General features: G+C 71.6%; 16 protein-coding genes and 1 riboswitch. Of the genes, 11 read left to right on the forward strand and 5 right to left on the reverse strand.

The window, feature by feature from the left end:
* Positions 1-857: biotin/lipoyl-containing protein (locus AB0M26_RS14995; RefSeq protein ID WP_365260170.1), on the forward strand; the 857-nt coding region annotated here is incomplete at its 5' end.
* Positions 858-870: 13 nt separating this feature from the next.
* A complete protein-coding gene (locus AB0M26_RS15000) occupies positions 871-1,116 on the forward strand; it encodes a hypothetical protein (RefSeq protein ID WP_365260173.1) in 246 nt (81 codons plus the stop codon).
* Positions 1,117-1,385: 269 nt separating this feature from the next.
* Here AB0M26_RS15000 and AB0M26_RS15005 read toward each other — a convergent pair whose 3' ends face one another.
* On the reverse strand, positions 1,386-2,249 hold the full coding sequence (locus AB0M26_RS15005) for a universal stress protein (protein ID WP_365260176.1): 864 nt from the start codon (positions 2,247-2,249) through the stop codon (positions 1,386-1,388).
* Between the two features lie 481 nt (positions 2,250-2,730).
* On the opposite strand from AB0M26_RS15005, the gene AB0M26_RS15010 reads away from it, so the two are divergent.
* Entirely contained in the window at positions 2,731-3,375 is a 645-nt protein-coding gene (locus tag AB0M26_RS15010; RefSeq protein ID WP_365260179.1) for a hypothetical protein, read from the forward strand.
* Between the two features lie 377 nt (positions 3,376-3,752).
* Here AB0M26_RS15010 and ppk2 read toward each other — a convergent pair whose 3' ends face one another.
* Positions 3,753-4,703: a polyphosphate kinase 2 gene (ppk2, locus tag AB0M26_RS15015; RefSeq protein ID WP_365260182.1), complete on the reverse strand. Its 951-nt coding sequence runs from the start codon at positions 4,701-4,703 to the stop codon at positions 3,753-3,755.
* Between the two features lie 347 nt (positions 4,704-5,050).
* On the opposite strand from ppk2, the gene AB0M26_RS15020 reads away from it, so the two are divergent.
* From AB0M26_RS15020 to AB0M26_RS15045, 6 genes are all read left to right on the forward strand, one after another.
* Positions 5,051-6,043, forward strand: coding sequence for a peptidase (locus AB0M26_RS15020; protein WP_365260479.1), 993 nt, complete (start codon positions 5,051-5,053; stop codon positions 6,041-6,043).
* 306 nt (positions 6,044-6,349) lie between these two features.
* Positions 6,350-7,942 (forward strand): GMC family oxidoreductase, encoded by a 1,593-nt coding sequence (locus AB0M26_RS15025; RefSeq protein ID WP_365260185.1) that lies wholly within the window; start codon positions 6,350-6,352, stop codon positions 7,940-7,942.
* Between the two features lie 257 nt (positions 7,943-8,199).
* Positions 8,200-9,039 carry an SDR family oxidoreductase gene (locus AB0M26_RS15030; protein WP_365260188.1) on the forward strand — a complete coding sequence of 280 codons (840 nt, stop codon included), beginning with the start codon at positions 8,200-8,202 and terminating at the stop codon, positions 9,037-9,039.
* A 71-nt stretch (positions 9,040-9,110) separates the two neighbouring features.
* A complete protein-coding gene (locus AB0M26_RS15035; RefSeq protein WP_365260190.1) occupies positions 9,111-10,520 on the forward strand; it encodes an NAD(P)/FAD-dependent oxidoreductase in 1,410 nt (469 codons plus the stop codon).
* 11 nt (positions 10,521-10,531) lie between these two features.
* On the forward strand, positions 10,532-11,971 hold the full coding sequence (locus AB0M26_RS15040; RefSeq protein WP_365260193.1) for a cytochrome ubiquinol oxidase subunit I: 1,440 nt from the start codon (positions 10,532-10,534) through the stop codon (positions 11,969-11,971).
* Positions 11,964-12,989, forward strand: a complete 1,026-nt coding sequence (locus tag AB0M26_RS15045; protein ID WP_365260195.1) for a cytochrome d ubiquinol oxidase subunit II — start codon at positions 11,964-11,966, stop codon at positions 12,987-12,989. The genes AB0M26_RS15040 and AB0M26_RS15045 overlap by 8 nt, the downstream gene beginning before the upstream one ends.
* Before the next feature lie 50 nt (positions 12,990-13,039).
* Here the strand turns inward: AB0M26_RS15045 and AB0M26_RS15050 are convergent, their stop codons facing one another.
* Positions 13,040-14,542: a DUF2252 domain-containing protein gene (locus AB0M26_RS15050; protein ID WP_365260198.1), complete on the reverse strand. Its 1,503-nt coding sequence runs from the start codon at positions 14,540-14,542 to the stop codon at positions 13,040-13,042.
* A 275-nt stretch (positions 14,543-14,817) separates the two neighbouring features.
* A complete protein-coding gene (locus AB0M26_RS15055) occupies positions 14,818-15,354 on the reverse strand; it encodes a histidine phosphatase family protein (protein ID WP_365260201.1) in 537 nt (178 codons plus the stop codon).
* Between the two features lie 429 nt (positions 15,355-15,783).
* A riboswitch (cobalamin riboswitch) is annotated at positions 15,784-15,870 on the forward strand.
* 63 nt (positions 15,871-15,933) lie between these two features.
* Between AB0M26_RS15055 and AB0M26_RS15060 the strand changes: the two genes are divergently transcribed.
* Together AB0M26_RS15060 and AB0M26_RS15065 are read left to right on the forward strand one after the other, a co-directional pair.
* Entirely contained in the window at positions 15,934-16,155 is a 222-nt protein-coding gene (locus tag AB0M26_RS15060; RefSeq protein ID WP_365260204.1) for a CbtB-domain containing protein, read from the forward strand.
* Between the two features lie 16 nt (positions 16,156-16,171).
* A complete protein-coding gene (locus tag AB0M26_RS15065; RefSeq protein WP_365260207.1) occupies positions 16,172-16,954 on the forward strand; it encodes a CbtA family protein in 783 nt (260 codons plus the stop codon).
* Between the two features lie 136 nt (positions 16,955-17,090).
* Here AB0M26_RS15065 and eccCb read toward each other — a convergent pair whose 3' ends face one another.
* A complete protein-coding gene (gene eccCb, locus AB0M26_RS15070; RefSeq protein WP_365260210.1) occupies positions 17,091-21,797 on the reverse strand; it encodes a type VII secretion protein EccCb in 4,707 nt (1,568 codons plus the stop codon).
* Positions 21,798-21,824: the final 27 nt, after the last annotated feature.

The raw sequence follows: 21,824 nt of genomic DNA on the forward strand, positions 1-21,824 counted from the left end.
ACGGCGAGGAACTGGGCTACACCGACCCGCCGGTCCGAGGCCACTCCTTCGAGTTCCGCATCAACGGCGAGGACCCCGGCCGCAACTTCCTTCCCACGCCCGGCAGGGTCACCGTATTCGAGCCGCCGACGGGGCCCGGCGTCCGCCTGGACCCCGGCGTAGAAGCGGGTACAGTCATCGGCCCGGCCTGGGACTCCCTGCTGGCGAAGCTCATCGTCAGCGGCGCCACCCGGCAGCAGGCGCTGCAGCGCGCCGCACGTGCCCTGGCGGAGCTCCGTGTCGAGGGCCTGCCGACGGTGCTGCCCTTCCACCGCGCGGTGGTCGAGGACCCGGCGTTCGCCCCCGAACCGGGCGGCTCCGCGGGGCCGTTCACCATCCACACCCGCTGGATCGAGACCGAGTTCGCGGGTGGGATCGAGCCGTTCACGGCACCGGTTGGCGACACCGGGGGCGAGGCCGGGGAAGCCGGATCCGGAACGCGGGAGCACCTCGTCGTCGAAGTCGGCAGCAAGCGTTTGGAGGTGAGTTTCCCCGAGGGACTCGCCACCCTTGCCGCGGCCGCCGCCGCGGTCGCACCGCTCCCGGAAGCCCCGCCTCCTCCCAGACGCCTGCCGGCGGGCAAGACGCGATCGGCGCTCTCCGGCTTCGCCCTCGCCTCCCCTATGCAGGGCACGATCGTCAAGGTCGCCGTCGAGGAAGGCCAGTACGTCAACGAGGGTGACCTCGTCGTGGTCCTGGAGGCCATGAAGACCGAACAGCCGCTCAGTGCTCACTGCTCGGGTGTGGTCAAGGACTTGACGGCCGAAGTCGGGGCGTGTGTCACCTCGGGTGCGGTCATCTGCGAGATCAGAAACTGACGCGGGCGGGGACATGTTCGGGCACTACGTACCGGCGGGCGGCACGGACGGCAGCCGCGACCTGCGCCGGTTCCGGCTCGCCCTCGGCGGCGAGGCGGAGCCGGAGGCGGACCCTCGGACGGCCGGGCGGCCGGAGTCCGGCGAGGCGGACACCGGCGCGGACGCCGATACGGACGTCGGAAGCTGCACGGCACTGGGCCTGCTGGAGCTGATCCTGCACGCCGCAGCGGACATGCGCGACCGGCCGGCCCGCCGCTGAGGGGCAGGACGACCTGCTGCGTCGCGTCTGCGGGCGGTGCAACGCCCGGAGTCGGTACGGCAGTTGAGCGGTGCCGGTGCCGGTGCCGGTGCCGGTGCCGGGTGCCGGGTGCCGGGTGCCCCATGTCCGTGCACCGCGGCCGGGCCCCGAAGGCCCGGCCGCGGTGACGTCGACCGGGGCGCCCCGCATCCCCACGCCCCCGCGGCACCCCGGCCGAGTCGCGGGCGGGCGGGACGGTCGTACGGGCAGGTCCAGTCGTACGGGCCGGGTCAGTCGTACGGCACGATGGCGACGGGGCAGGGCGCGTGGTGCAGCGCGGCGTGTGCCACATTGCCGATGCGCGCCGCCATGGGGGCGCGGTGCAGCCTGCGGCCCACGACCAGCAGGTCGGCGCCCTGGGCGGCGTGCACCATCGCCTTGGCGGGGCTCTCGTGCCGTACGGTGTCGATCACGTCGACCCCGGAGAACTTCTCCCGCCAGGGCTCGATCGCATCGTCCAGCCTCTTCTGCATGTCCTTGCCGAGGCGGCGGGCCGCGTTTCCGTTCCCGTTCCGGTGCCGGTGGATCCCGTGCCCGTACGCGTTCACGACCTCCAGGGGGACGCCCCGCGCCGCTGCGTCGGAGAGTGCGAAGTCGAGCAGGGTGTCGGTCGAGTGCCCGAGCTCCAGCCCGACGACGACTCGTCCCGGTTCCGAACCGGGCCGCTCCACCATGCCCAGACCGCGGCGTACCAGCGCTACGGGCCGGTTCGCACGTGCCACGATGCCGAGGCTTGTGTCGCCGAGGAGGAAGCTCTCGATGGTGCCCATCCCGCGTGAACCGAGCACGAGCATCTCGGACCCCGAAAGGGCCCGCATGAGCGAGGGCACGGCCTGCCCGGCGACGAGTTCCTCGATGACCGGCAGGTCGGGGTTGCGCCGGCGGACCTCGGCGTGCGCGTCGTGCACGATCCGTTCCGCCCAGTAGTTCTGCTCGTTCTTCGACGGGGCGTGGTTCTCGTCCTCCGCCAGCAGGACCCAGGCGTGCATCAGGCGCAGGGTGTACCTGCGCCGCGCCGCTTCGTCCGCAGCCCATCGGGCGGCATCCAGGCTCTCGGATGAACCGTCGAGTCCGACGGTGACGATTCGCTCCATGGTGATGGCCTCCGTCTCGAAGCGAAGCGGGAGAGGACGGCGGACTGATCCGCGTCCTTCCAGCGTGCTGTGCACCCCCGTGGCGGCGACAGGGACGTTCGGCCCCCGTCGCCTGCCGTACGGCCCGGCGGGCCACCTGATCAGCGGCCGGGACCTCCCGGATCGGGACCGGGCCGCCGCGGCGGTCGTGGCCGGACGGCACCCCGCAGGAGCGGGCCGCGCGGGCGGCCGTACGCGGGAACCGGGGCCGCAGACAGCACTGGCGGCACCGTTTGTCCTGGTCGTCGGTGCGTGTACCGCGACCGGCGAGGTGATGGACGGCGCGGGGGGAGTTCGCGGCGGGGCCCCCGGTCCGCCACCGGAGGCGTGGCGGACCGGGTGGCCGCCCCTGCGGGACCTTCGGCCCCGTGACGCCTGCCCGCCCGCGACGGACCGTGGGAAGTGGAGACATCGTGCCCCGACTGCTGGGGGAGGCGAGCCGATGAACGCCGAGGGACCGCCGTACGCGTCAGGACCCGGCCCCTTCGGGAAGGGGCATTCGGGCGGCCACGAGGACCCGCACCAGGGACCGAACCCCCTCGTCAGACGCTCCGACCGGGTCCAGGCGTGGGTGGGCAGGCTGATCCTGCTGCTGTTCGTCCTGGGGCTTCCGACGGCGGCTCTTGCGGCCGGCATGGCGGTCCACGCGTCCGAGATGCGCACCGTGCATGCACAGGAGGCCGAACGCCACCAGGTCACCGCCCGTCTGACCTCGGACCCCGACGTCGTCGGAGCCGCAGAGCCCGACACCGGGGACGATCTGCACCATGCGCGCGTCGGCTGGACGGAGAAGGACGGCACGCAGCGCACCGGTACGGCACGGGTGCCGCCGGACGCGCACAAGGACTCCACCGTCCGGATCTGGGTCGACCGCGGCGGCGGCGTCACCACGCCGCCCATGACCTCCGAGTCGGCGGCCGTGACCGCATGGGCGGCGGGCGGCGTGACCGCCGGGGCGGTCGTCGTGCTGGCGATCGGCGCGCGGAGCGGCCTGCGCTGGGTGCTCGACCGGCACCGTTACGCGCAGTGGGACGCCGAGTGGGAGCTGCTGGAGCCCCACTGGTCCCGCCGGCTCCGCGAGGAGTGACGGCGCGAGAGGTGACTGACGGCCCGAGGGTGGCGGGCCGAGGGGTCCCGGACCGAGGGTGACGGGCCGAGGGGTCCCGGGCCGAGGGTGGCGGGCCGAGGGTGACGGGCCGAGGGTCCCGGGCCGAGGGTGACGGGCCGAGGGTGAGGGGCCGAGGGGCGACGAGGCGCGGTGAAGGCCTGAGAGGTGACGAGGCGCGGTGAAGGCCTGAGGGGTGACGAGGCGCACGGGGGGTGACGGCGCACCGACGGTGGCGGCGCGCGGTGGATGGCGGTGCGAGCAGTGACGGCGGTGGACGCTCCACCGGGCGCCCCGGCCACGCCGGTTGATGGCTTCGCGGGCTCCGTGACCGGCGTACGCCTTGATGACGACGGGCCCTAATCCGCCCGGTCCTCGAGCGTGGCGGCGTGATCGGGGACGTACGTCTGCAGTTCCCTGGGCGGACGCTCGTAGCCGGTGGACGCCGGGCGGGGCGGCAGCCGCAGATCCGGCTGGGCGACGGCGCCGTACGGCACGCTCGACAGCAGGTGGGCGAGCATGTTCAGACGGGCGGAGCGTTTGTCGTCGCTCTCCACCACGTACCACGGCGACTCGGGGACGTCGGTGTGCACGAACATCTCGTCCTTGGCCCGCGAGTACGCCTCCCAGCGGGTGATCGACTCCAGGTCCATCGCGGAGAGCTTCCAGCGCCGCGTGGGGTCGTCCAGCCGCTTGCGGAACCGCCGTTCCTGCTCGGTGTCGCTCACCGAGAACCAGTACTTGCGCAGCAGGATCCCGTCCTCGACGAGCATCCGCTCGAAGATCGGGCACTGGCGCAGGAAGAGCTGGTGCTCCTCCGGGGTGCAGAAGCCCATCACGCGCTCGACACCGGCGCGGTTGTACCAGCTGCGGTCGAACAGCACGATCTCGCCCGCGGCCGGGAGGTGCGCGACATAGCGCTGGAAGTACCACTGGGTGCGCTCGCGCTCGGTGGGCACGGGCAGGGCGGCGGTCCGGGCGACGCGCGGATTGAGGTGCTCGGCGAGCCGTTTGATGGTGCCGCCCTTGCCCGCCGCGTCACGCCCCTCGAAGACGACCACGAGCCGGGCGCCCTCGACGCGTACCCACTCCTGCAGCCGGACCATCTCCGTCTGCAGGCGCAGCAACTCCTTCTCGTAGAGCGACTTGGAGAGGCGGGCGTGGCCGCGTCCCCCGGGCGGCGCGGGCTGCTGTGCGCCCTGCTCCGCGCCCCGCGTGTCCTGCGTGTGCCGTGAGTCCTGCGTGTCCCGTGAATCCTGGCCGGAGGTCTTGCCGGACGTCTCGCCTCCGGGCGTCTTCCTGCCGGGCATCGCACTCGCCTCCTCGTCGTTCTCGCCGCCGTCGCCACCTGCGCCGACCGGCCGACGGGACCAGCATGGCCGCTGGGAAGGCCGGGCGCGCGGCGAGCGCACGGGATTCCGCCGGCACGCTCCAGGGGCCGACCGGGCCCGCATCCGAACACAGGTGAAAGGGCGTCATCTTTTTCGCCAACTTTGACATGAGCCTGTCCAATCACTCGGATCTGCTGGCACTCTGCCTTGCGCGCACATCACACCCGCACCGTCTGCTCTGCTCGGGCAGCTCACCCGGCGGCCCGTCCCCCACCGCCCGCGCCACACCGCGCGGCCGTCGCAGAAGGAGTACGCGAGTGAGACGCATGCCTCGATCCGTCCTCGGCGCCATGATCGCCGTGGGCGCCCTGCTCACCACCGGGACACTGGCCGGACCCGCGGGCGCGGCGATCACCGGCCCCGAACGCGTACCGTCCACCGTCCACATCGCCGCGGACAGCTCGGCGGCACAGAAGCGCGTCCAGGAGTTCTGGACGGCCGAGCGGATGCGCGAGGCCCAGCCGCTCGACCTGCTATCCGTCAGCCGCGAGGACCTGCGCGGCCTCTCCTCCTCGGTGCCCACCGGGAAGGCGAAGACCGTCGCCCCCGTCCGGCCGTCCGGGTCGAGCCCGACGGCGTTCCCGAACGGCGGTGGGCCCTGGACCGGCGGCGGCAAGGTGGTCACCACCGCGGGCCGGGTCTTCTTCAGTTACCAGGGCCGTACGGCCTCCTGCTCGGGCAACGCCGTCACGAGCACCAACGGCTCCACCGTCCTCACCGCGGGACACTGCGTGAAGCTGCAGGGCGCCTGGCACACCAACTGGGTCTTCGTCCCCGGCTACCACGACGGACAGGCCCCGCACGGCCGCTGGGCCGCGGCGAAGACGCTGGCCACACCGCAATGGACGGCCACCGAGGACATCAACTACGACGTCGGCGCTGCCGTCGTCAGCCCCCTCGAGGGCAAGAAGCTGACCGATGTGGTCGGCGGCCAGGGCGTCGCCTTCAACACGGGCTACAACCAGGACATGTATTCCTTCGGCTTCCCCGCCGCGGCCCCGTACGACGGCGAGAAGTTCATCCACTGCAGCGGGAAGACCTTCAAGGACTTCCTGCTCTCCCAGGACCACGGCATCACCTGTGACATGACGGGCGGTTCGAGCGGCGGCCCGTGGTTCACCAAGTTCGACGAGAGCACGGGCACCGGCCTGCAGTCGTCGGTGAACAGCTTCAAGTACAACTTCATCACGACCTGGATGTTCGGTCCGGTCTTCGGCAACGACGCCAAGAACCTCTACGAGAAGGCCCAGACCTCCTGACATCCCCGGACCCACCCACGCCGACGCTGCCGCCGTGCCCGTCCGCACGGCGGCAGCGTCCGTCCCGGGCCCTTCGCACGTGGTCGGCGTCGGCCACGACCCGGAGCTGGGCCGGTGCCGCCCCGTGCCGCCGGGCAGGTGGTGCGGGCCGGAGAGACGACGGCCCGGGTCCCCGCGCGTACGGCGGGATCACCCGCGGTGGGTGAGGCGCGGGGGTGGGGGACCGGGCGCACCCTCTGAGCAGGGGCTTCACGGGCCACCGCGGTCCGCCCCGTCCCCGTTTCCGCGAGAGAGCAGGGGGATCCCGTGGCAGAGGACCGGACGTACGACGTCATCATCATCGGCACCGGTGCGGGCGGCGGCACCCTGGCGCACCGGCTGGCTGCCTCGGGGCGGCGGATCCTGCTGCTCGAACGCGGCGGCTACCTGCCCCGTGAGCGCGACAACTGGGAGTCCACCGCCGTCTTCGTGCAGGGCAAGTACCGCGCCGACGAATTCTGGAAGGACCAGCACGGACGCGCCTTCCCCCCGGAGCTCAACTACTACGTCGGTGGCAACACCAAGTTCTACGGCGCCGCCCTCTTCCGGCTGCGCCCCGAGGACTTCGGCGAGCTGCGGCACCAGGACGGCATCTCCCCGGCCTGGCCCATCCGGTACGAGGACCTCGAGCCGTACTACACCCGGGCCGAGCACCTCTACCTCGTGCACGGCCGACACGGCGAGGACCCGACCTGCGGCCCGACCAGCGCCCAGTACGCCTATCCGCCCGTGCAGCACGAGCCGCGGATCCAGCAGCTCAGCGACGATCTGGAGAAGCGGGGCCTGCACCCGTTCCACCTGCCGATCGGCGTCAACCTGACCCAGGACGAGTACGGGCGTGCCACCCGCAGCAGTGTGTGCATCCGCTGCGACCGGGTCGACGGCTTCCCGTGCCTGGTGAACGGCAAGTCCGACGCCCAAGTGATCTGTGTGGACCCGGCCCTGGAGCACGACAACGTCGAACTGGTCACCCACGCCCATGTGCAGCGGCTGGAGACCGATCCCACGGGACGTACCGTCACCGATGTCGTCACCACCGTCGGTGAGCCGGGCGGCACGGCCTCGACGGTGACCTACCGCGGCCACATCGTGGTGGTGGCGTGCGGGGCCCTCAACTCCGCTCTGCTGCTGCTCCGTTCCGCTGGCGAGAGGCACCCGAACGGGCTGGCCAACAGCTCGGACGTGGTGGGCCGCCACTACATGCGCCACAACAACCTCGCCCTCATGGCGGTGTCGAAGGAGCCGAACGACACCAGGTTCCAGAAGACGCTCGCCATGAACGACTGGTACCTGGGATCGGACGACTGGGACTTCCCGCTGGGCGGTATCCAGATGCTCGGCAAGTCCGACGCCGATCAGATCCATGGCGAGGCCCCGCGCTGGGCAGGCGCCCTCTCGCCGGACATGCCCTTCGAAGTCCTCGCCCACCACGCAGTCGACTTCTGGCTCTGCGGCGAGGACCTGCCGGCGCCCGAGAACCGGGTGACCGTGGACAAGGACGGCGGCGTGCGCCTCGCGCTGGACGAGCAGAACAACACCGCCGGCGTCGAACGGCTGCGCCACAAGCTGCAGAGCATGCTCGGCCACCTCGGCATGCACGAGCACCATCTGCTGCCGCACAGCCTCTATCTGCACAAGAACATGCCGATCGGGGCGACCGCGCACCAGGCCGGAACCGTACGCTTCGGGACCGACCCGCGCAGCTCCGCGCTCGATGTCCACTGCAAGGCCCACGACCTCGACAACCTCTACGTCGTGGACACCAGCTTCTTCCCGAGCATCGGGGCCGTGAACCCGTCGCTGACGGCCATGGCGAACGCGCTGCGCGTCGGCGACCACATCACGGACCGTCTGAGCTGACCGTCCGCGCTGATCTCCTGCCCCGACCGATTGCCCAGGCCGATTGCCCCGGCCTCCTGCCCCGACCGATTGCCCTGATTGCCCGAGGCGGCCGGCTGCCCCCGTGTTGGGCCGTTGGCCTTAAGGCCGATCGCCCAGGCGGGCGAATGGGGGCGCGCGCACCGGGCCGTGGTCCCCGCCGCGCGCCGCCGCCCGTGGTTTCTTCACCGTGGACAGATGCGGCGAGACTCCGCTTTCCGCCGGTGAGGAGACACGAGTTGAGTACCAGCACGCGCGAAGCCCGCCCGCAGATCCCCGCCACCCTGCTCAAGGGACAGAAGGCGCTGGTGACCGGAGCCAATTCCGGGATCGGCAAGGCCACCGCCATCGCGCTCGGCCGCGCGGGCGCGGACGTCGTCGTGAACTACGTCGCCGACCGGGCCTCCGCGGACGTCGTCGTCAAGGAGATCGAGAGCTTCGGCGTACGGTCCTACGCCCACGAGGCCGATGTGTCCCAGGAGGACCAGGTCGTCTCCATGATCGGGCGCATGGTCGAGGAGTTCGGGACCATCGACATCCTCGTCGCGAACGCCGGACTCCAGCGCGACGCCTCTCTCACCGACATGTCGCTGGCCCAGTGGGAGAAGGTCATCGACGTCAATCTCACCGGCCAGTTCCTCTGCGCGCGGGAAGCGGTGAAGGAATTCCAGCGGCGCGGCGTCGTCCCTGACGTCTCCCGCTCCGCCGGGAAAATCGTCTGCATGAGCTCGGTGCACCAGGTCATCCCCTGGGCCGGGCACGTGAATTACGCCTCGTCCAAGGGCGGGGTGCAGATGATGATGGAAACCCTCGCACAGGAACTGGCCCCGCAGCGGATCCGGGTGAACGCGGTCGGGCCGGGCGCCATCAAGACCCCCATCAACCGCGACGCCTGGGAGACAGGAACCGCCCAGGAGGCCCTGCTCCGGTTGATCCCGTACGGCCGCATCGGCGACCCCGACGACATCGCGAACGCCGTCGTCCTCCTCGCGTCCGACCTGCTCGACTACGTCGTCGGCACCACGCTCTTCGTGGACGGCGGCATGACCCTCTTCCCCGGCTTCGCGACCGGCGGCTGAGGGGACGTCGAGACGAAGGCCGTCACGAGAGCGAGGACCGGCACGAGGGCCAGGACCGGCAGGAGGGCGCCGTGTTGCAGGATCATGTGTCACCCCGTCATGTCGTGATCGTCGGAGGCGGGTTCGCCGGGCTGTTCGCCGCCAGAGCCTTCCGCAACTCCCCGGTCGCCGTGACCCTCGTCGACCGCTGCGCCCACCATCTCTTCCAGCCGCTGCTCTACCAGTGCGCGTCCGGCATCCTGTCCGAAGGCCAGATCGCCCGCCCGCTGCGCGCCGTCCTCCGCGGCCACGACAATGTGCGCTGCCTGATGGCCGAGGCCACCGGTGTGGACGTCCCGGGCCGCGTCGTGCACGCCGAGCGCCCCGACGGCGAACCGGTCACCCTCCCGTACGACGACCTCATCGTGGGAGCGGGCGTACGGCAGTCCTACTTCGGCCACGACGCGTTCGCCCGGTACGCCCCCGGCATGAAGACCCTCGACGACGCCCTCGACATCCGCCGCCGCATCTACCGCGCCTTCGAACTCGCGGAGGCGAGCACGGATCCCGAGGAGCAGGGGCACTGGCTCACCTTCGCCCTCGTAGGAGCCGGGCCGACCGGAGTCGAACTGGCCGGACAGATCCGGGAGATCGCGACCCGCACCATCGAGCGTGAGTTCTCCGCCATCGACGCCGGTCGCGCCCGGGTACTGCTCTTCGAAGGCGGTGACGCGGCTCTCGGCTCGTTCGGGCCCACGCTGTCCGGGCGCGCCGAACGCACCCTGCGCCGTATCGGCGTCGAACTGCGGCTGCGGACCGTGGTCACGGACGTCGACGCCACGGGCCTGACCGTACGAGGGAATGACGGCGCCACCGAGCGCATCGGTGCCGGAACGGTGCTGTGGACGGCGGGAGTTCAGGCGCCTCCGCTCGCGGACGCCCTGGCGAAGGCGACCGGGGCGGAACAGGACCGGTCCGGGCGGATCGTCGTCGACCCGTATCTGACGATTCCCGGGCACCCCGAGATCCGCGTCGTCGGCGACATGATGAGCCTGGACAAGCTGCCCGGACTGGCGGAGGTCGCCATGCAGTCGGGGTGGTACGCCGCCCGGCAGATCCGGCACAGCGTGGAGCGCAGGACAGGGGCCCCGCGGCCCTTCCGCTACCGCGACTTCGGCAGTGCCGCGTACATCACGCGCGGCCGGGCCGTTGTGAAGGCCGGACCGGTCCGGGTGTCGGGGTTCCTCGGCTGGCTGATCTGGCTGTTCATCCACATCGCGTTCCTCACCGGCTTCCGCAGCAGAATCGGGGCCGTACTCACCTGGTTGGTCGCCTTCTCCTCGGGCACCCGCCGGGAACGCGCCTTCGTCTCGTGCCCCACCGACGGACGGCCGGCCGCGGACGACGGACCATCGGACGGCGGTGGACGGAACGAGGCGGAACGGCACGGTGCCGCCCCGCGCGACACCGCCGGGCGACCGGATCCCGCGGGGCAGAATTGAACGCCGCAGCCGTGCTGTCTGCCGCCACGCCCGAACAGCTGCTGCCCGCCCGCGAGTTGATGGCCTTCACACTCGTGTCGCACATCATCCTGGTGCCCTTCGGTGTCGCCCTGCCGTGCCTCACGCTGCTCATGCACTACCGCGCGCTGCGCCGCGACGACGCCGTCGCTCTCCTGCTGGCGCGCCGCTGGTCCGCCGTCATGGCGGTCCAGTTCGCCGTCGGCATCGTGACGGGCACGGTGCTGTCCTTCGAATTCGGCCTGCTGTGGCCGGGCATGATGGGGCGCTGGGGCGACGTCTTCGGGATCGGATTCGGTGTCGAGGCATGGGCGTTCTTCCTCGAGTCGATCCTGATCGCCATCTATCTCTACGGCTGGAAGCGCCTCAAGCCCTGGACGCACTTCCTGCTCGGCCTGCCACTGCCCGCCGCCGCGCTGATGGGGGCCTTCGGAATTCTCGCGGCGAATTCGTGGATGAACACCCCCCGCGGCTTCACCCTCGGCGCATCCGGCCGCCCCGTCGGCGTCGACCTCCGCAGAGCCGTGTTCACCCCGATGTTCGGGCCGCAGTACTGGCACTTCGTCGTCGCCATGCTCATCACGGCCGGATTCGTGGTCGCCGGTGTCTACGCCGTCGGATGGCTGCGCGGCCGCCGGGACCGCTACCACCGGCTCGGATTCACTGTGCCGTTCACCGTCGCCGCCGTCCTGGCCCCCATTCAGTTCATGGTCGGCGACTCCATCGCCCGCTCGGTCTTCCACAAGCAGCCGGTCAAATTCGCGGCCGCCGAACTCGTCTGGAGAACCGACACCCATGTCCCCGAATACCTCTACGGCCGCATGCACCCCGACGGCAGCGTGACGGGCGGCATCAAGATCCCGCAGCTCGATTCGATCCTCGCCGGGTTCAGCCCCGCCACCAAGGTCACCGGACTCAGCTCCGTCCCCGCCACTCACCGCCCGACGGCCACTCAGGCGACCATCGCCCACTGGGCGTTCGACACCATGGTGGTGATCGGCTCCCTGCTCGTCCTGCTCGCCCTCTGGTACGCGTGGTGCTGGTGGCGGAAGCGCGATCTGCCGGTCTCGCGCTGGTTCTTCCGCTGCGCCGCCTGCGCCGGCGTCGCCTCCGTCGTAGCGGTGGAGTGCGGCTGGATCACCACGGAGGTCGGCCGCCAGCCCTGGATCGTCTACGAGGTCATGCGGGTCTCGGAGGCCGTGACCACCACACGCGCCGACGCGTTGTGGGCCGCACTGGGCGTCGTCATCGTCGTCTACATCGCCGTGTTCGGCGCCCTCCTCGCGGTGCTGCGGAGGATGAGCGCGCGCTGGCGGGTCGCGGACGAGGGCTTCGCCATGGCCCGCCCGGCGGAGGCCCCGGAGAGCCGCACACCGTACGGTCCCCGTCCCACGGCGGCGCCCGCCCCGCCCACGGGGGCGCGCCATGATTGACGACATCGTCGCCTGGGTACTGCTGACGGCCGTGGCCGCGTACGTCTGCGGCGGCGGCACGGACTACGGCGCCGGGTTCTGGGACCTGCTCGCCGGGGGCGCGGACCGGGGCCGGCGACCGCGATGGCTGATCGACCACGCCATGGCCCCGGTATGGGAAGTGAACAACGTCTGGCTGATCTTCGTCTTCGTGCTCATGTGGACCGGCTTCCCGGTCTTCTACCAGACCGTCTTCACCGCGATGTGGCTGCCGCTGGTGCTCGCCGCCGTAGGGCTGGTGCTGCGTGGCGCTGGATTCGCCCTGCGCAAGCCGACGCGGAGGGTGGCGGGACGCCGCGTCTACGGGGCGATGTTCGCCGTCTCCTCCCTGCTCACCCCGTTCTTCCTGGGCGCCGCGGTCGGCGGTGTGGCCACCGGACAGGTGGGACCGGGGACCGAGGCGTCGGCACACGCCTGGCAGAACCCCACATCGGTGATCGCCGGGCTGCTGTCCGTCGGGGCCAGTGCTTTCCTCGGCGCCGTGTTCCTGGCCGGTGACGCCCGGCGCTTCGGGGCCGCCGATCTCGTGGGCTACTTCCGGGCGCGGGCCCTCGCCGCTCTGGCGGCTCTGGCCGTCCTCGCGCTCATCGGCCTCCGTGTCACCCGCGACGATGCGAGCCATGTCCATCAGGGGCTCACCAGCGGTGCCGGGCTCGTTTTCGTGGTCATCGCGGCGGTGTGCGCCGTGGCCACCGCCGCGCTGCTCGCCCGCGGACTGACCACGTGGTCCCGGGTCACCGCGGTCGCCGCGGTGGCGCTGACCGTGCTCGCCTGGGGCCTCGCCCAGCGCCCGTATCTGGTGCCGACCTCGCTGACCGTGGCCGAAGGGGCGGGCGCGGACACCACCTTGCGCTGGCTGATGCTCGTCGCCCTCGTCGCCGTCGTGCTCATCGGGCCGCCCCTGGCGCTGCTCTACCGGCTGGACGCGCGCGGCGCCCTGCAGCCCCTCACCGACGAGGAGCTGCAGCAGCAGCCCTGACGAACACGCCCTCCAAAGGGCCCGTGGGACAGGCCCCATGGGCTGACGCTCTACGCCGCTTCGGCCGGGAGCCGCCCCGTGCCAACCGCCTCGACGAGCGCTTGGTGGTCGCGTTCGTTCTGGTCCGCGTAGCTCTCCGCGAACCGCACCATGGCCCGGTCGAAGACATCGCCGCGGCCCAGATAGCCCGCGATCGCGATGCGGTCGCCCGAGCGGGCGTGCGCGCGGGCCAGGGTGGCCCCGCACAACTCGGCGAACCGGCTCATCGCGTACGGCTCCATGGTCTGTGGCTGCGCAACGCCTTTCCAGTCGCGCAACTGCCGGACGTAGAAGTCACGTTTCCTGCCGTCGATGCCGACCGCGCGCTCCCAGCCGAGGAAGATGTCGCTCGCGGCCTGCATCAGCCGCTGCCCGGTGACCACCCGCTGCCCCTGGTTGGTGTACCGGCTCGCGCGGGCGTACGGGGCGAGCACCGAGGTGTCCGCCTCCTTGGCCTGCAGCAGCAGCGGGTCCTCATCGTCCTTTCCGAGCATCAGGACGACCCAGCAGCGGGTGCCGACGCTGCCGACCCCGACGACCTTGCGGGCCACGTCCGCGAACCGGTACTGCTCCAGCAGATGTCGGTGGTCGGCGCGGAGGCTGTGGCTGTAGCGCTCGATCAGTTCGCGGATCGCGGACTCCAGCCTGTGGTGCTGCACATCGGGGAGCAGATCGGCGAGCGGCACGACCAGGGGCGGGTCGGGGGCGATCCGGCGCTCGCCGTCGATGTCCTCCGTCAGCTTCCCGAAGGCCTGCAGGGTGTCGTGGGACCGCGCAGTGTCCAGGGCGCGTGCGAGTCGCTTGCGGGTGGTCCTGTCGAGCTGGTCGTCCACGGTCGCCCGGATCTCGTCGGTGTCGAGCCGGGCGTACCAGACGTCGAGATTGCGCATGCCCGCGTAGAGGCCCATCTGTTCGCGGTATCTGCGGACGGCGGTGAGGACGACGGAGGATCGTTCGGCGTTGGAGAAGCCGTTCTCCCGCCCGGCGATGACCAGGCTCGTCACCAGCCGTTTGACGTCCCACTCCACCGGGCCGGGCAGCGTCTCGTCGAAGTCGTTGATGTCGAACATCAAGTGCCGCTCGGGCGAGGCGAGGAGGCGGAAGTTGAGCATGTGTGCGTCACCGCAGAGCTGCGCCGTCAGCTCCGTCCGCGGTGTCGTGGCCAGATCAGCGGCCATGATCGCGGCGGCCCCGCGGTAGAAGCGGAACGGCGACTCCAGCATCCGGCCGTAGCGGATCGGCACCAGCTCCGCGACGCGCGTGGCCGACTGGCTCTCGATGATCTCCAGCGGGTCCGGCCGGTCGGGCGAGGGCTCGAACTCGCCGTGGGCGCTGCGGGGTACCACGGCGCGTACCGCCTTCCCGCGCGCGGCGCGCTCCTGCGGGGTCGGCGGAGGCGCGGGCTGCCGCTCGGAACGGGTTGCGGCGGCGGAGCGCAGGGCAGGCGCGGGGCGCAGCGGGGTGTACCCCGAGCCCGGGCCGCTCTTGCGCGCGTCAGTTCCGTGACCGGCCATGACTCGCTCCTCGGGGCTCGAGAACCTGGCCGTCGTCGGGTGGGCCGACCGGCGGTCTTCGACGATTTCACGGTGGCACACCTTGGCTGCGGCCGCATGGTGCGCTCACCGTGGGTACGGGGGCGGCTACGGGAGCGGGGTTGCCGTGCCGGTCCGCGGTTGTGGCCTGCCGAGGACTCACCGGGGCGGACCCCGCGGACCCACCGGGGCGCGGACTGCCGCGGATCCATCCGGGGCGCGGACCGCGCGGTCCTGCGTGAGAAGACGGCGCGGGCCTACGGGTGCAGGCCGGTGGCGCGTACGTTCCACCGGCCTCCCTTCCCGACGAGCTGCGTGACGGCCAGCGGCGGTACGTCGATGCGCCAGAACGCCTCAGGGGGCGCCGACAGGGCATGGAGCACCGCCATGCGGACGACTCCGGGCTCGGCCACGGCGACTGTCCGGGCGCGCCGGTGGTTCTCCCCACCCTCCAACCGGGCGGAGGACGCGAGGGCGTCCATCCGGTCGAGCCATGCCGCGATACGAGCCGCGAAGTCGAAGCGGGACTCGCCGTCCGGAGGCTCGGCGGACGGGTCCTGGCACCATGCGGTGAACGCCGCCTGCTCGTGCTGAAGGACATCGGAGAGGCTGCGGCCCCGCCATGTGCCCATGTCGCAGTCTCGCAGGGCGGGTTCGTCGGCGGCCTGCAGAAGACCGAGGGCGTCGGCCGTCTGGCGGCAGCGCGTCGAGGGTGCCGTCAACTGGCGCCACCGGTCCGCGGGCAGGTGGGCGGCCGCGGCGCGCGCCGCCGCGAGTCCGCGGTCGTCGAGCACGCTGCCGTCGTCGAACCGTGTCTCGCCGAGGGCGCCACTGGTTGCGGGAGTGATCAGGGTCAGTCGAAGAGTGATGGGAGATGTCCTTACGCCGGGGACGTCGTCTCGCTGTGACGCGTACGGGGTGGCGCGGCCGTCCGGGAGGCGGGTGTGCCGTGATGCTACTGAATCGGCGTGATGCCAGTGAATCGGTGGTGACGTGCGTCACCGTCGGCAGCGGTGCTGGGCGGTGGCCGGGACCCTGTTGCCCGTACGTGGAGGCGCCGTTGCCCGTGTGTGGAGGCGGCGGCCGGGACCGTCGTCCCGGGGTGGGCGAGCACTTGTCGTCCCACGCGCGATGGCGGTGGTCCGGAGCGTTGGCCGATGGCCGGTGTTGGCTGGTCGGACCAGTGGCTGTACCGTCGGGTCCACTAGGACGACGGTGCGTTCGGAAGTCCGGTGCAAGTCCGGCACGGTCGCGCCACTGTGTGCCGAGCGGCCGCATCTCGCCGAGAGGCGCCCGCCGGTGAGTCAGACCCACGCGCCGTCGTCGCGTGCTCCACACGATGACGGGACGCGTGTTCCCGAGGAGGTCTCGCCATGGCCCAGTCCGCCGTTGCCCCAACGCCCCTTTCGCCGCCCGCCGTAGCACCGTTGCCGATCCGGGCGATCCTGCCCTGGGCCGCCTTCGTCGGCGTTCTGATGCTCGTCCTGCTGTACTTCGTCGGCGCCGAGCAGGGGGTCTTCGCCGTGTTCGCCGGCGAGGGCGTCCACGAGTGGGTGCACGACGGCCGGCACCTGCTCGGCTTCCCCTGCCACTGAGTGGGGAAGCGCACACATGAACTCCGTCACCATCCGCGCCCTGTTGGTGCGCGGCATGATCGCGGGCGTCATCGCCGGTGTCCCGGCCTTCGCGCTCGCGTATCTCATCGGCGAACCCTCCGTCGACGCCGCCATCGCCTATGAGGAGTCCCACTCCCACGAGCACGGCGGCGTGGAACTGGTCAGTCGTTCCGTGCAGTCGACGGCGGGCCTGGCCACCGGCACCCTGGTGTTCGGCATCGCCGTCGGCGGCATCGCCGCGCTGGCGTTCTGCTTCGCCCTGGGGCGGATCGGTCGCTTCGGGCCGCGGGCGACAGCGGCGCTCGTGGCCGGAGGGGCTTTCGTCACCACCTGCCTCGTGCCGTTTCTCAAGTACCCGGCGAACCCGCCCGCTTCGACCGATGCCGAGACGCTCGACCAGCGCACCGCGCTGTTCTTCCTGATGATCGCGCTCACCGTCCTGCTGGGCGTCGGCGCGGTCATCCTCGGGCGGCGGCTCGCTCCGCGCCTCGGCAACTGGAACGCGTCGATCACGGCATCGGCGGCCTTCGTGGGGGTGGTCGCGCTCGCGATGGTGTTCCTGCCCGTGGTCGACGAGACGCCCGCCGACTTCCCGGCCACCGTGCTGTGGGAGTTCCGGATGGCGGCGTTCGCCATCCAGGCACTGCTGTGGGCCGGATTCGGCCTGCTCTTCGGGTACTTGGCCGAGCGGGTCCTCGTACCGCGCAAGGAGCGCGCCGAGAGCGGGGCCGCGGACGGTTCGCCGCAGCAGGAGTCGGCCGCCTCGCCAGCGAGCTGAGCCGTAGGGAGGGAAGGATTCGTACGGAAAGCTCGCAAGAAGGCTCGTACTTACGCAGAGGGGACCCGCCGGGGGCGCGACCGGCGGGTCCCGTCGTATCCGGGGGAGCTTGTGGCGAACCTCGGCGGGCTCGGCACTAGGTCTCCTCCGGCGCGAGCAGCGCCGTCTGGATCAGGCGGCTTCCGGCGCGCCGGTCCACGAACTGGCCCCGGCCCGGCGGAAGCGGACGCGCCCGCACGCCGAACAGCTCCCCCTCCTCCTTGGTGCCGGACATGATGAGCGCGGGTGTGCCCATCTCCCGCAGGCGTTGCATGAGCGGGTGGTACATCGCCCGTCCTGCGCCGGCGAACCTGCGGGCGAGGATGAGGTGGAAGCCGATGTCCCGCGCCATGGGCAGCAGGTCGGCCAGAGGTTGCAGCGGGTCCCCCGAGGCGGTGGTGACGAGGTCGAAGTCGTCGACGAGTAGATAGAGATCGGGCCCGGTCCACCAACTGCGCGACCGGAGCTGTTCCGGCGTCATATCCGTTCCCGGCAGGCGTTGTTGCAGTGCCTGGACGACGTCGTTGATGTCGCGGCCGAGCGCCGATGAGGACGCGATGTACAGGATGCGGTGCTCGGTGACGGCGGTGTCGAGCAACGAGCGGCGGTAGTCGACGACCATCAGCCTGGCCCGCTCCGGCGGCAGTGAGGTGACCAGTCCTTCGGCGATGAGGCGCAGAAGGTTGGACTTGCCGCACTCGCTGTCTCCCAGGACCACGAAGTGCGGATCCTTGGCGAAGTCGAGGTGCACCGGTGCCAGGGACTCCTCGTCGGTGCCGATGACGATGCGGTCGCCGGAGGGCGCGGGCAGCATGTCCGCGGGCAGCACATCGGGCAGCAGCCGTACGGGCGGGGCGGGCGGTCCGGCCCAGGCGCGCGCCACTTCCGTGACGAGGCTCTCGACGGCGGCCGCCAGCCCCTCGTCCCCCGCTCCGCCGTCGATCCTCGGCAGCGCCGCGAAGAAGTGCGCACCGTCCGGGGCCAGTCCGCGGCCCGGCTGTCCCTCGGGGACGGCGGCCGCGGCGTGCTGGTCGATGGAGGAGTCGCGGGTATCGCCGAGACGGAGTTCCAGGCGTACGGGGAACAGGTCCTGGGCGGCCGGCCTGACCTGCATCCAGCGGGTGGCGGTGATGACGGCATGGATGCCGTGGGCATGCCCGCGCGCGGCCAGATCGATGACGGCGGGCTCCAGATCCTCGTAGGTCTCGCGCAGGACCGCCCAGTTGTCGACGACGAGGAAGACATCGCCGTACGGATCGCCGGAACTCTCGTCGGCCCCGGTGGTTCCGTGTCGCCGCCGCCAGGGGGCGTGGGTGTCCGAACCCGGCTCGGCCGCCTCCCGCTGCCGCCGGTCCAGCAGCGCCGTCATCTCGGCCACCGTCCTGCGCACCTGGTCGGGCTGGAGGCGGGAGGCAACTCCGCCGACGTGCGGCAGGCCGCTCAGGCTCTGCAGGCTGCCGCCGCCGAAGTCGAGGCAGTAGAACTGTACTTCGCGCGGCGTGTGCGTCAGCGCGAGCGAACAGACGAGCGTACGCAGCAGGGTCGACTTGCCGCTCAACGGGCCGCCCACGATCGCGAGATGCCCGGTCCGCTCCGAGAAGTCCACGTCCAGCACATCGCGGCGCTGGTGGAACGGGCGGTCGACCACTCCGGCGGGGACGCGCAGATGACCAGGGGCGTGCGGCATCTGACCGGGGGCGTGCGGCACCGGCGGTTCGCCGCTGCCCGAACGCCAGGTGCGGACGGGAAGCAGACCGTCGAGTGTCGGCGGTGCGTCCAGCGGCGGCAGCAGGACCTGATGGGCGACGGGGCCCCGCCCCGCGAGCCGGTCGATCACCGTCTCGTAGACCGTCTCCTCGCTCCCCGGCCGGACGGGACCGGAGACGTACGGGGCCTGGAAGCGCGTCATGCTGTCGACGCCGACCTTGAGATATCCCCCGCCGGGCTGTGCGGGCAGCGTGTATGCGTCGGGGGTGCCGATGGCCGCCCGCGACCCCGCCGCCGAGCCCGTCCGCAGGGCGATCCGGTACGAGAGGTGGGTGTCCAGCCCCCTCAGCACATCCTCCTCGACCCGCTGGGCCGAGAGCAGGAGGTGGATGCCGAGCGACCGCCCGACGCGACCGATCGCGATGAACAGATCCTGGAACCTCGGTTGGGCCACGAGGAGTTCGGAGAACTCGTCGACGACGACGAAGAGCGCGGGCAGCGGATCAAGGTGCGCTCCGGCGGCACGGGCCTTCTCGTAGTCGGTGCGCGAGGCGTAGTTGCCCGCATTCCGCAGCACATTCTGACGACGCTGCAACTCGCCGTACAGCGCGGAGGACAGGCGCTCGGTGAGGGAGAGTTCGGACTCCAGGCCGGTGACGACCGCCGTGACGTGGTGGAGACGGTCGAGGTCGGAGAACGTGGCGGCACCCTTGAAGTCGAGCAGGAAGAAGTTGACGTCCTCGGGGGAGTGCTGCGACGCCAGCCCCAGGACCAGGGTGCGCAGCAGCTCCGACTTGCCGGATCCGGTCGCTCCGAGCAGCAGGCCGTGCGGGCCCCAGCCGCCGTCCGACGCGGCCTTGGGATCGAGGAGGACGCGCTTGCCGGTCGGGTCGACGCCGAGGGGCGCGGTCAGTTGGCGAGCCGGCGGCCGGGGAGTCCAGGCCGGTACGGGAAGGCCGGACCCCTGGGGCCCGACGCCCAGCGGGGCGGTGCCCGGCCGGCCGGCGTCCAACAGGGCCGTCGGCGGCGGATCGGTGCCAGGCAGGTCCGCGGCGAACGGGTCCTCGTCCAGCCGGTCCACGTCCAGCGGATCTGCCTCCGCCATGGCCCCGTCCACCGGCGTGGTGCCGGTCGGCACGGAGCCCACCCGCGTGGTGCCCGTCGGCGCGGTGCCCACCGGCGTGGTGCCGGTCGGCGCGGTGCCCGTCGGCGTGCTGACTTCCGGCGTGGTGCCCGTCGGCACGGAGCGCGGAGCGGCGGCGCGCAGCGGGTCCACGTCCAGCAGGTCCATGAAGCCGGGGCCTGTGGCGGTGGGAGCCGGGCTGGTGTCCAGCGGCGCCGCCTTGGGCCCGGCCCAGGACTCGGCCACCCGCACGACGAGGCGGTCCAGTCCGGCGGCTTCGTCGTCGAAGGCCGTCGCGGCCGCGCCCATCCTTCCTGTGCCGCTCATGTCGCCCGCGCCCCCGCCGGACGCCGCTTCGTCCTCCGTCCGCGGGTCCGCCAGGGTCGGCAGCGCGATGCGTACGTACCGCCGGCCCCGCGTCAGACCGAACCCCGGCCCGCCGGGCGGGATGCCGCCGGCGAGTTCCGCGTCGATGCGCGACTCCTGAGGGTTGGCGAGCGCCAGCTCGATCCAGGTGCTCAGGTGCAGCGCCAGGTCCTCGGGGAAGTCCTGCCAGCGGCCGGCCGAGACCGCGAGATGCACCCCGTAGTACGCGCCCTGCTGGGCGACGCGGAGCACCTGACGGGCGAGTTCGGGGTACCGGGTCTCGAAGTCCCGCCAGGAGTCGATGAGAAGAAAAATCTCCCCGTGGCGCTCCGCCGGCAGCTCACCCCGCATCCGGCGGGCACGGAACATCCGGGGTGAGCGGATGCGCAGGGCCGCGCACAGTTGCTCGCGCCGGTCCAGTGTGGCCGTGACGCCCTCGACCAGCTCGCGGACCTCCCAGCCCTCCGCGTAGTCCGCTACCTTGCCCATGTGCGGGAGGCCCCTCAGGCGCGCCAGGCCGTCCGGCTCCCCGTGCAGGGCGTAGATCTGCATCTCCTCGGGCGAATGGGTGAGCGCCAGCGAGCAGGCCAGGGTCCGCAGGACTGAGGTCTTGCCGCTCCACATCCCGCCGACGACACCGACATGCGCCGCGCCCCCCGACAGGTCCACGGTGAGCGTCTCCTGCAGGCCCTGGGCGGGGTCGTACATACGGCCGATCGGCACGGCGAACGTGCCGTTGGGGGGCCAGTCGGGAGCGCACAGACCGCGCTGCTCGGTCGGCACGAGAGCGGGGAGCAGCTCGCCGAGCGGCAGTCCGTCCACGGCGAACGGGTCGGCGTCCGTACCCGCTCCGCGGTGCCACAACGCTGCTTTGGCGACGGGGATGTTGCCCTGGACGCCTGAGGTGAACTCGGTCGGCGTCTGCGGAACGCCGGTCTCCCGCACATGGGCCTGGATGTACGCGAAGAGCTCGTGGGCGGTGATCACACCGTCGTTGTCCGCATCCGCACGCCCGGTGCTCAGACCGTCCACGATCGCCTCGGTGAAGACCGAGCGGAACGGGCCCGATCGGTGCTTCATCTGCTCGCCCTCGTAAGCGAATTCGAGGACGTCAGAGGCCGCCATCACATAGGTGCCCTTGCCCGCCGCCTGTGCGGTCAGCTCCTCGGACTCCGCCGCGAACGGCTCCATGCCCTGCACGAACGCGCCGCCGTAGCAGCAGTCCAGCAGCAAGATCTTGCCGGAGGCCCGGCAGCGGCTCATCTGCTCCTCGACGAACCGGGCGGACACCGCGGTGGAGTCCGGCAGTTCGCGGCGCGTCCTCACCGTGGTGAAGAACAGCCGTCCGTGCTTGTCGCGGATGCCGTGACTGGAGAGGTAGAGCAGCAGGGTGTCGGAGGCCGCGCGGTTCCGGAAGAACTCCTCGACGTGCTCCTCGACCGACGCCTTCGACTCGTTCACCAGCATGGTGACGCGGTCGAAGTAGCCGATCGACGGATCGTCGAGGAGTGCGCCGAGGCGGCGGGCGTCCTGGGCGGGGGAGCGCAGGAGCCGCAGCCCCGGATCCACGTACTCGGTCGTCGCGACGAGCAGCGCGGCTCGGGTCACGACGGGCTCCGGTCACCATGTGCCTGG

It is taken from the genome of Streptomyces sp. NPDC051776, assembly GCF_040681345.1.
Lineage (GTDB): Bacteria > Actinomycetota > Actinomycetes > Streptomycetales > Streptomycetaceae > Streptomyces.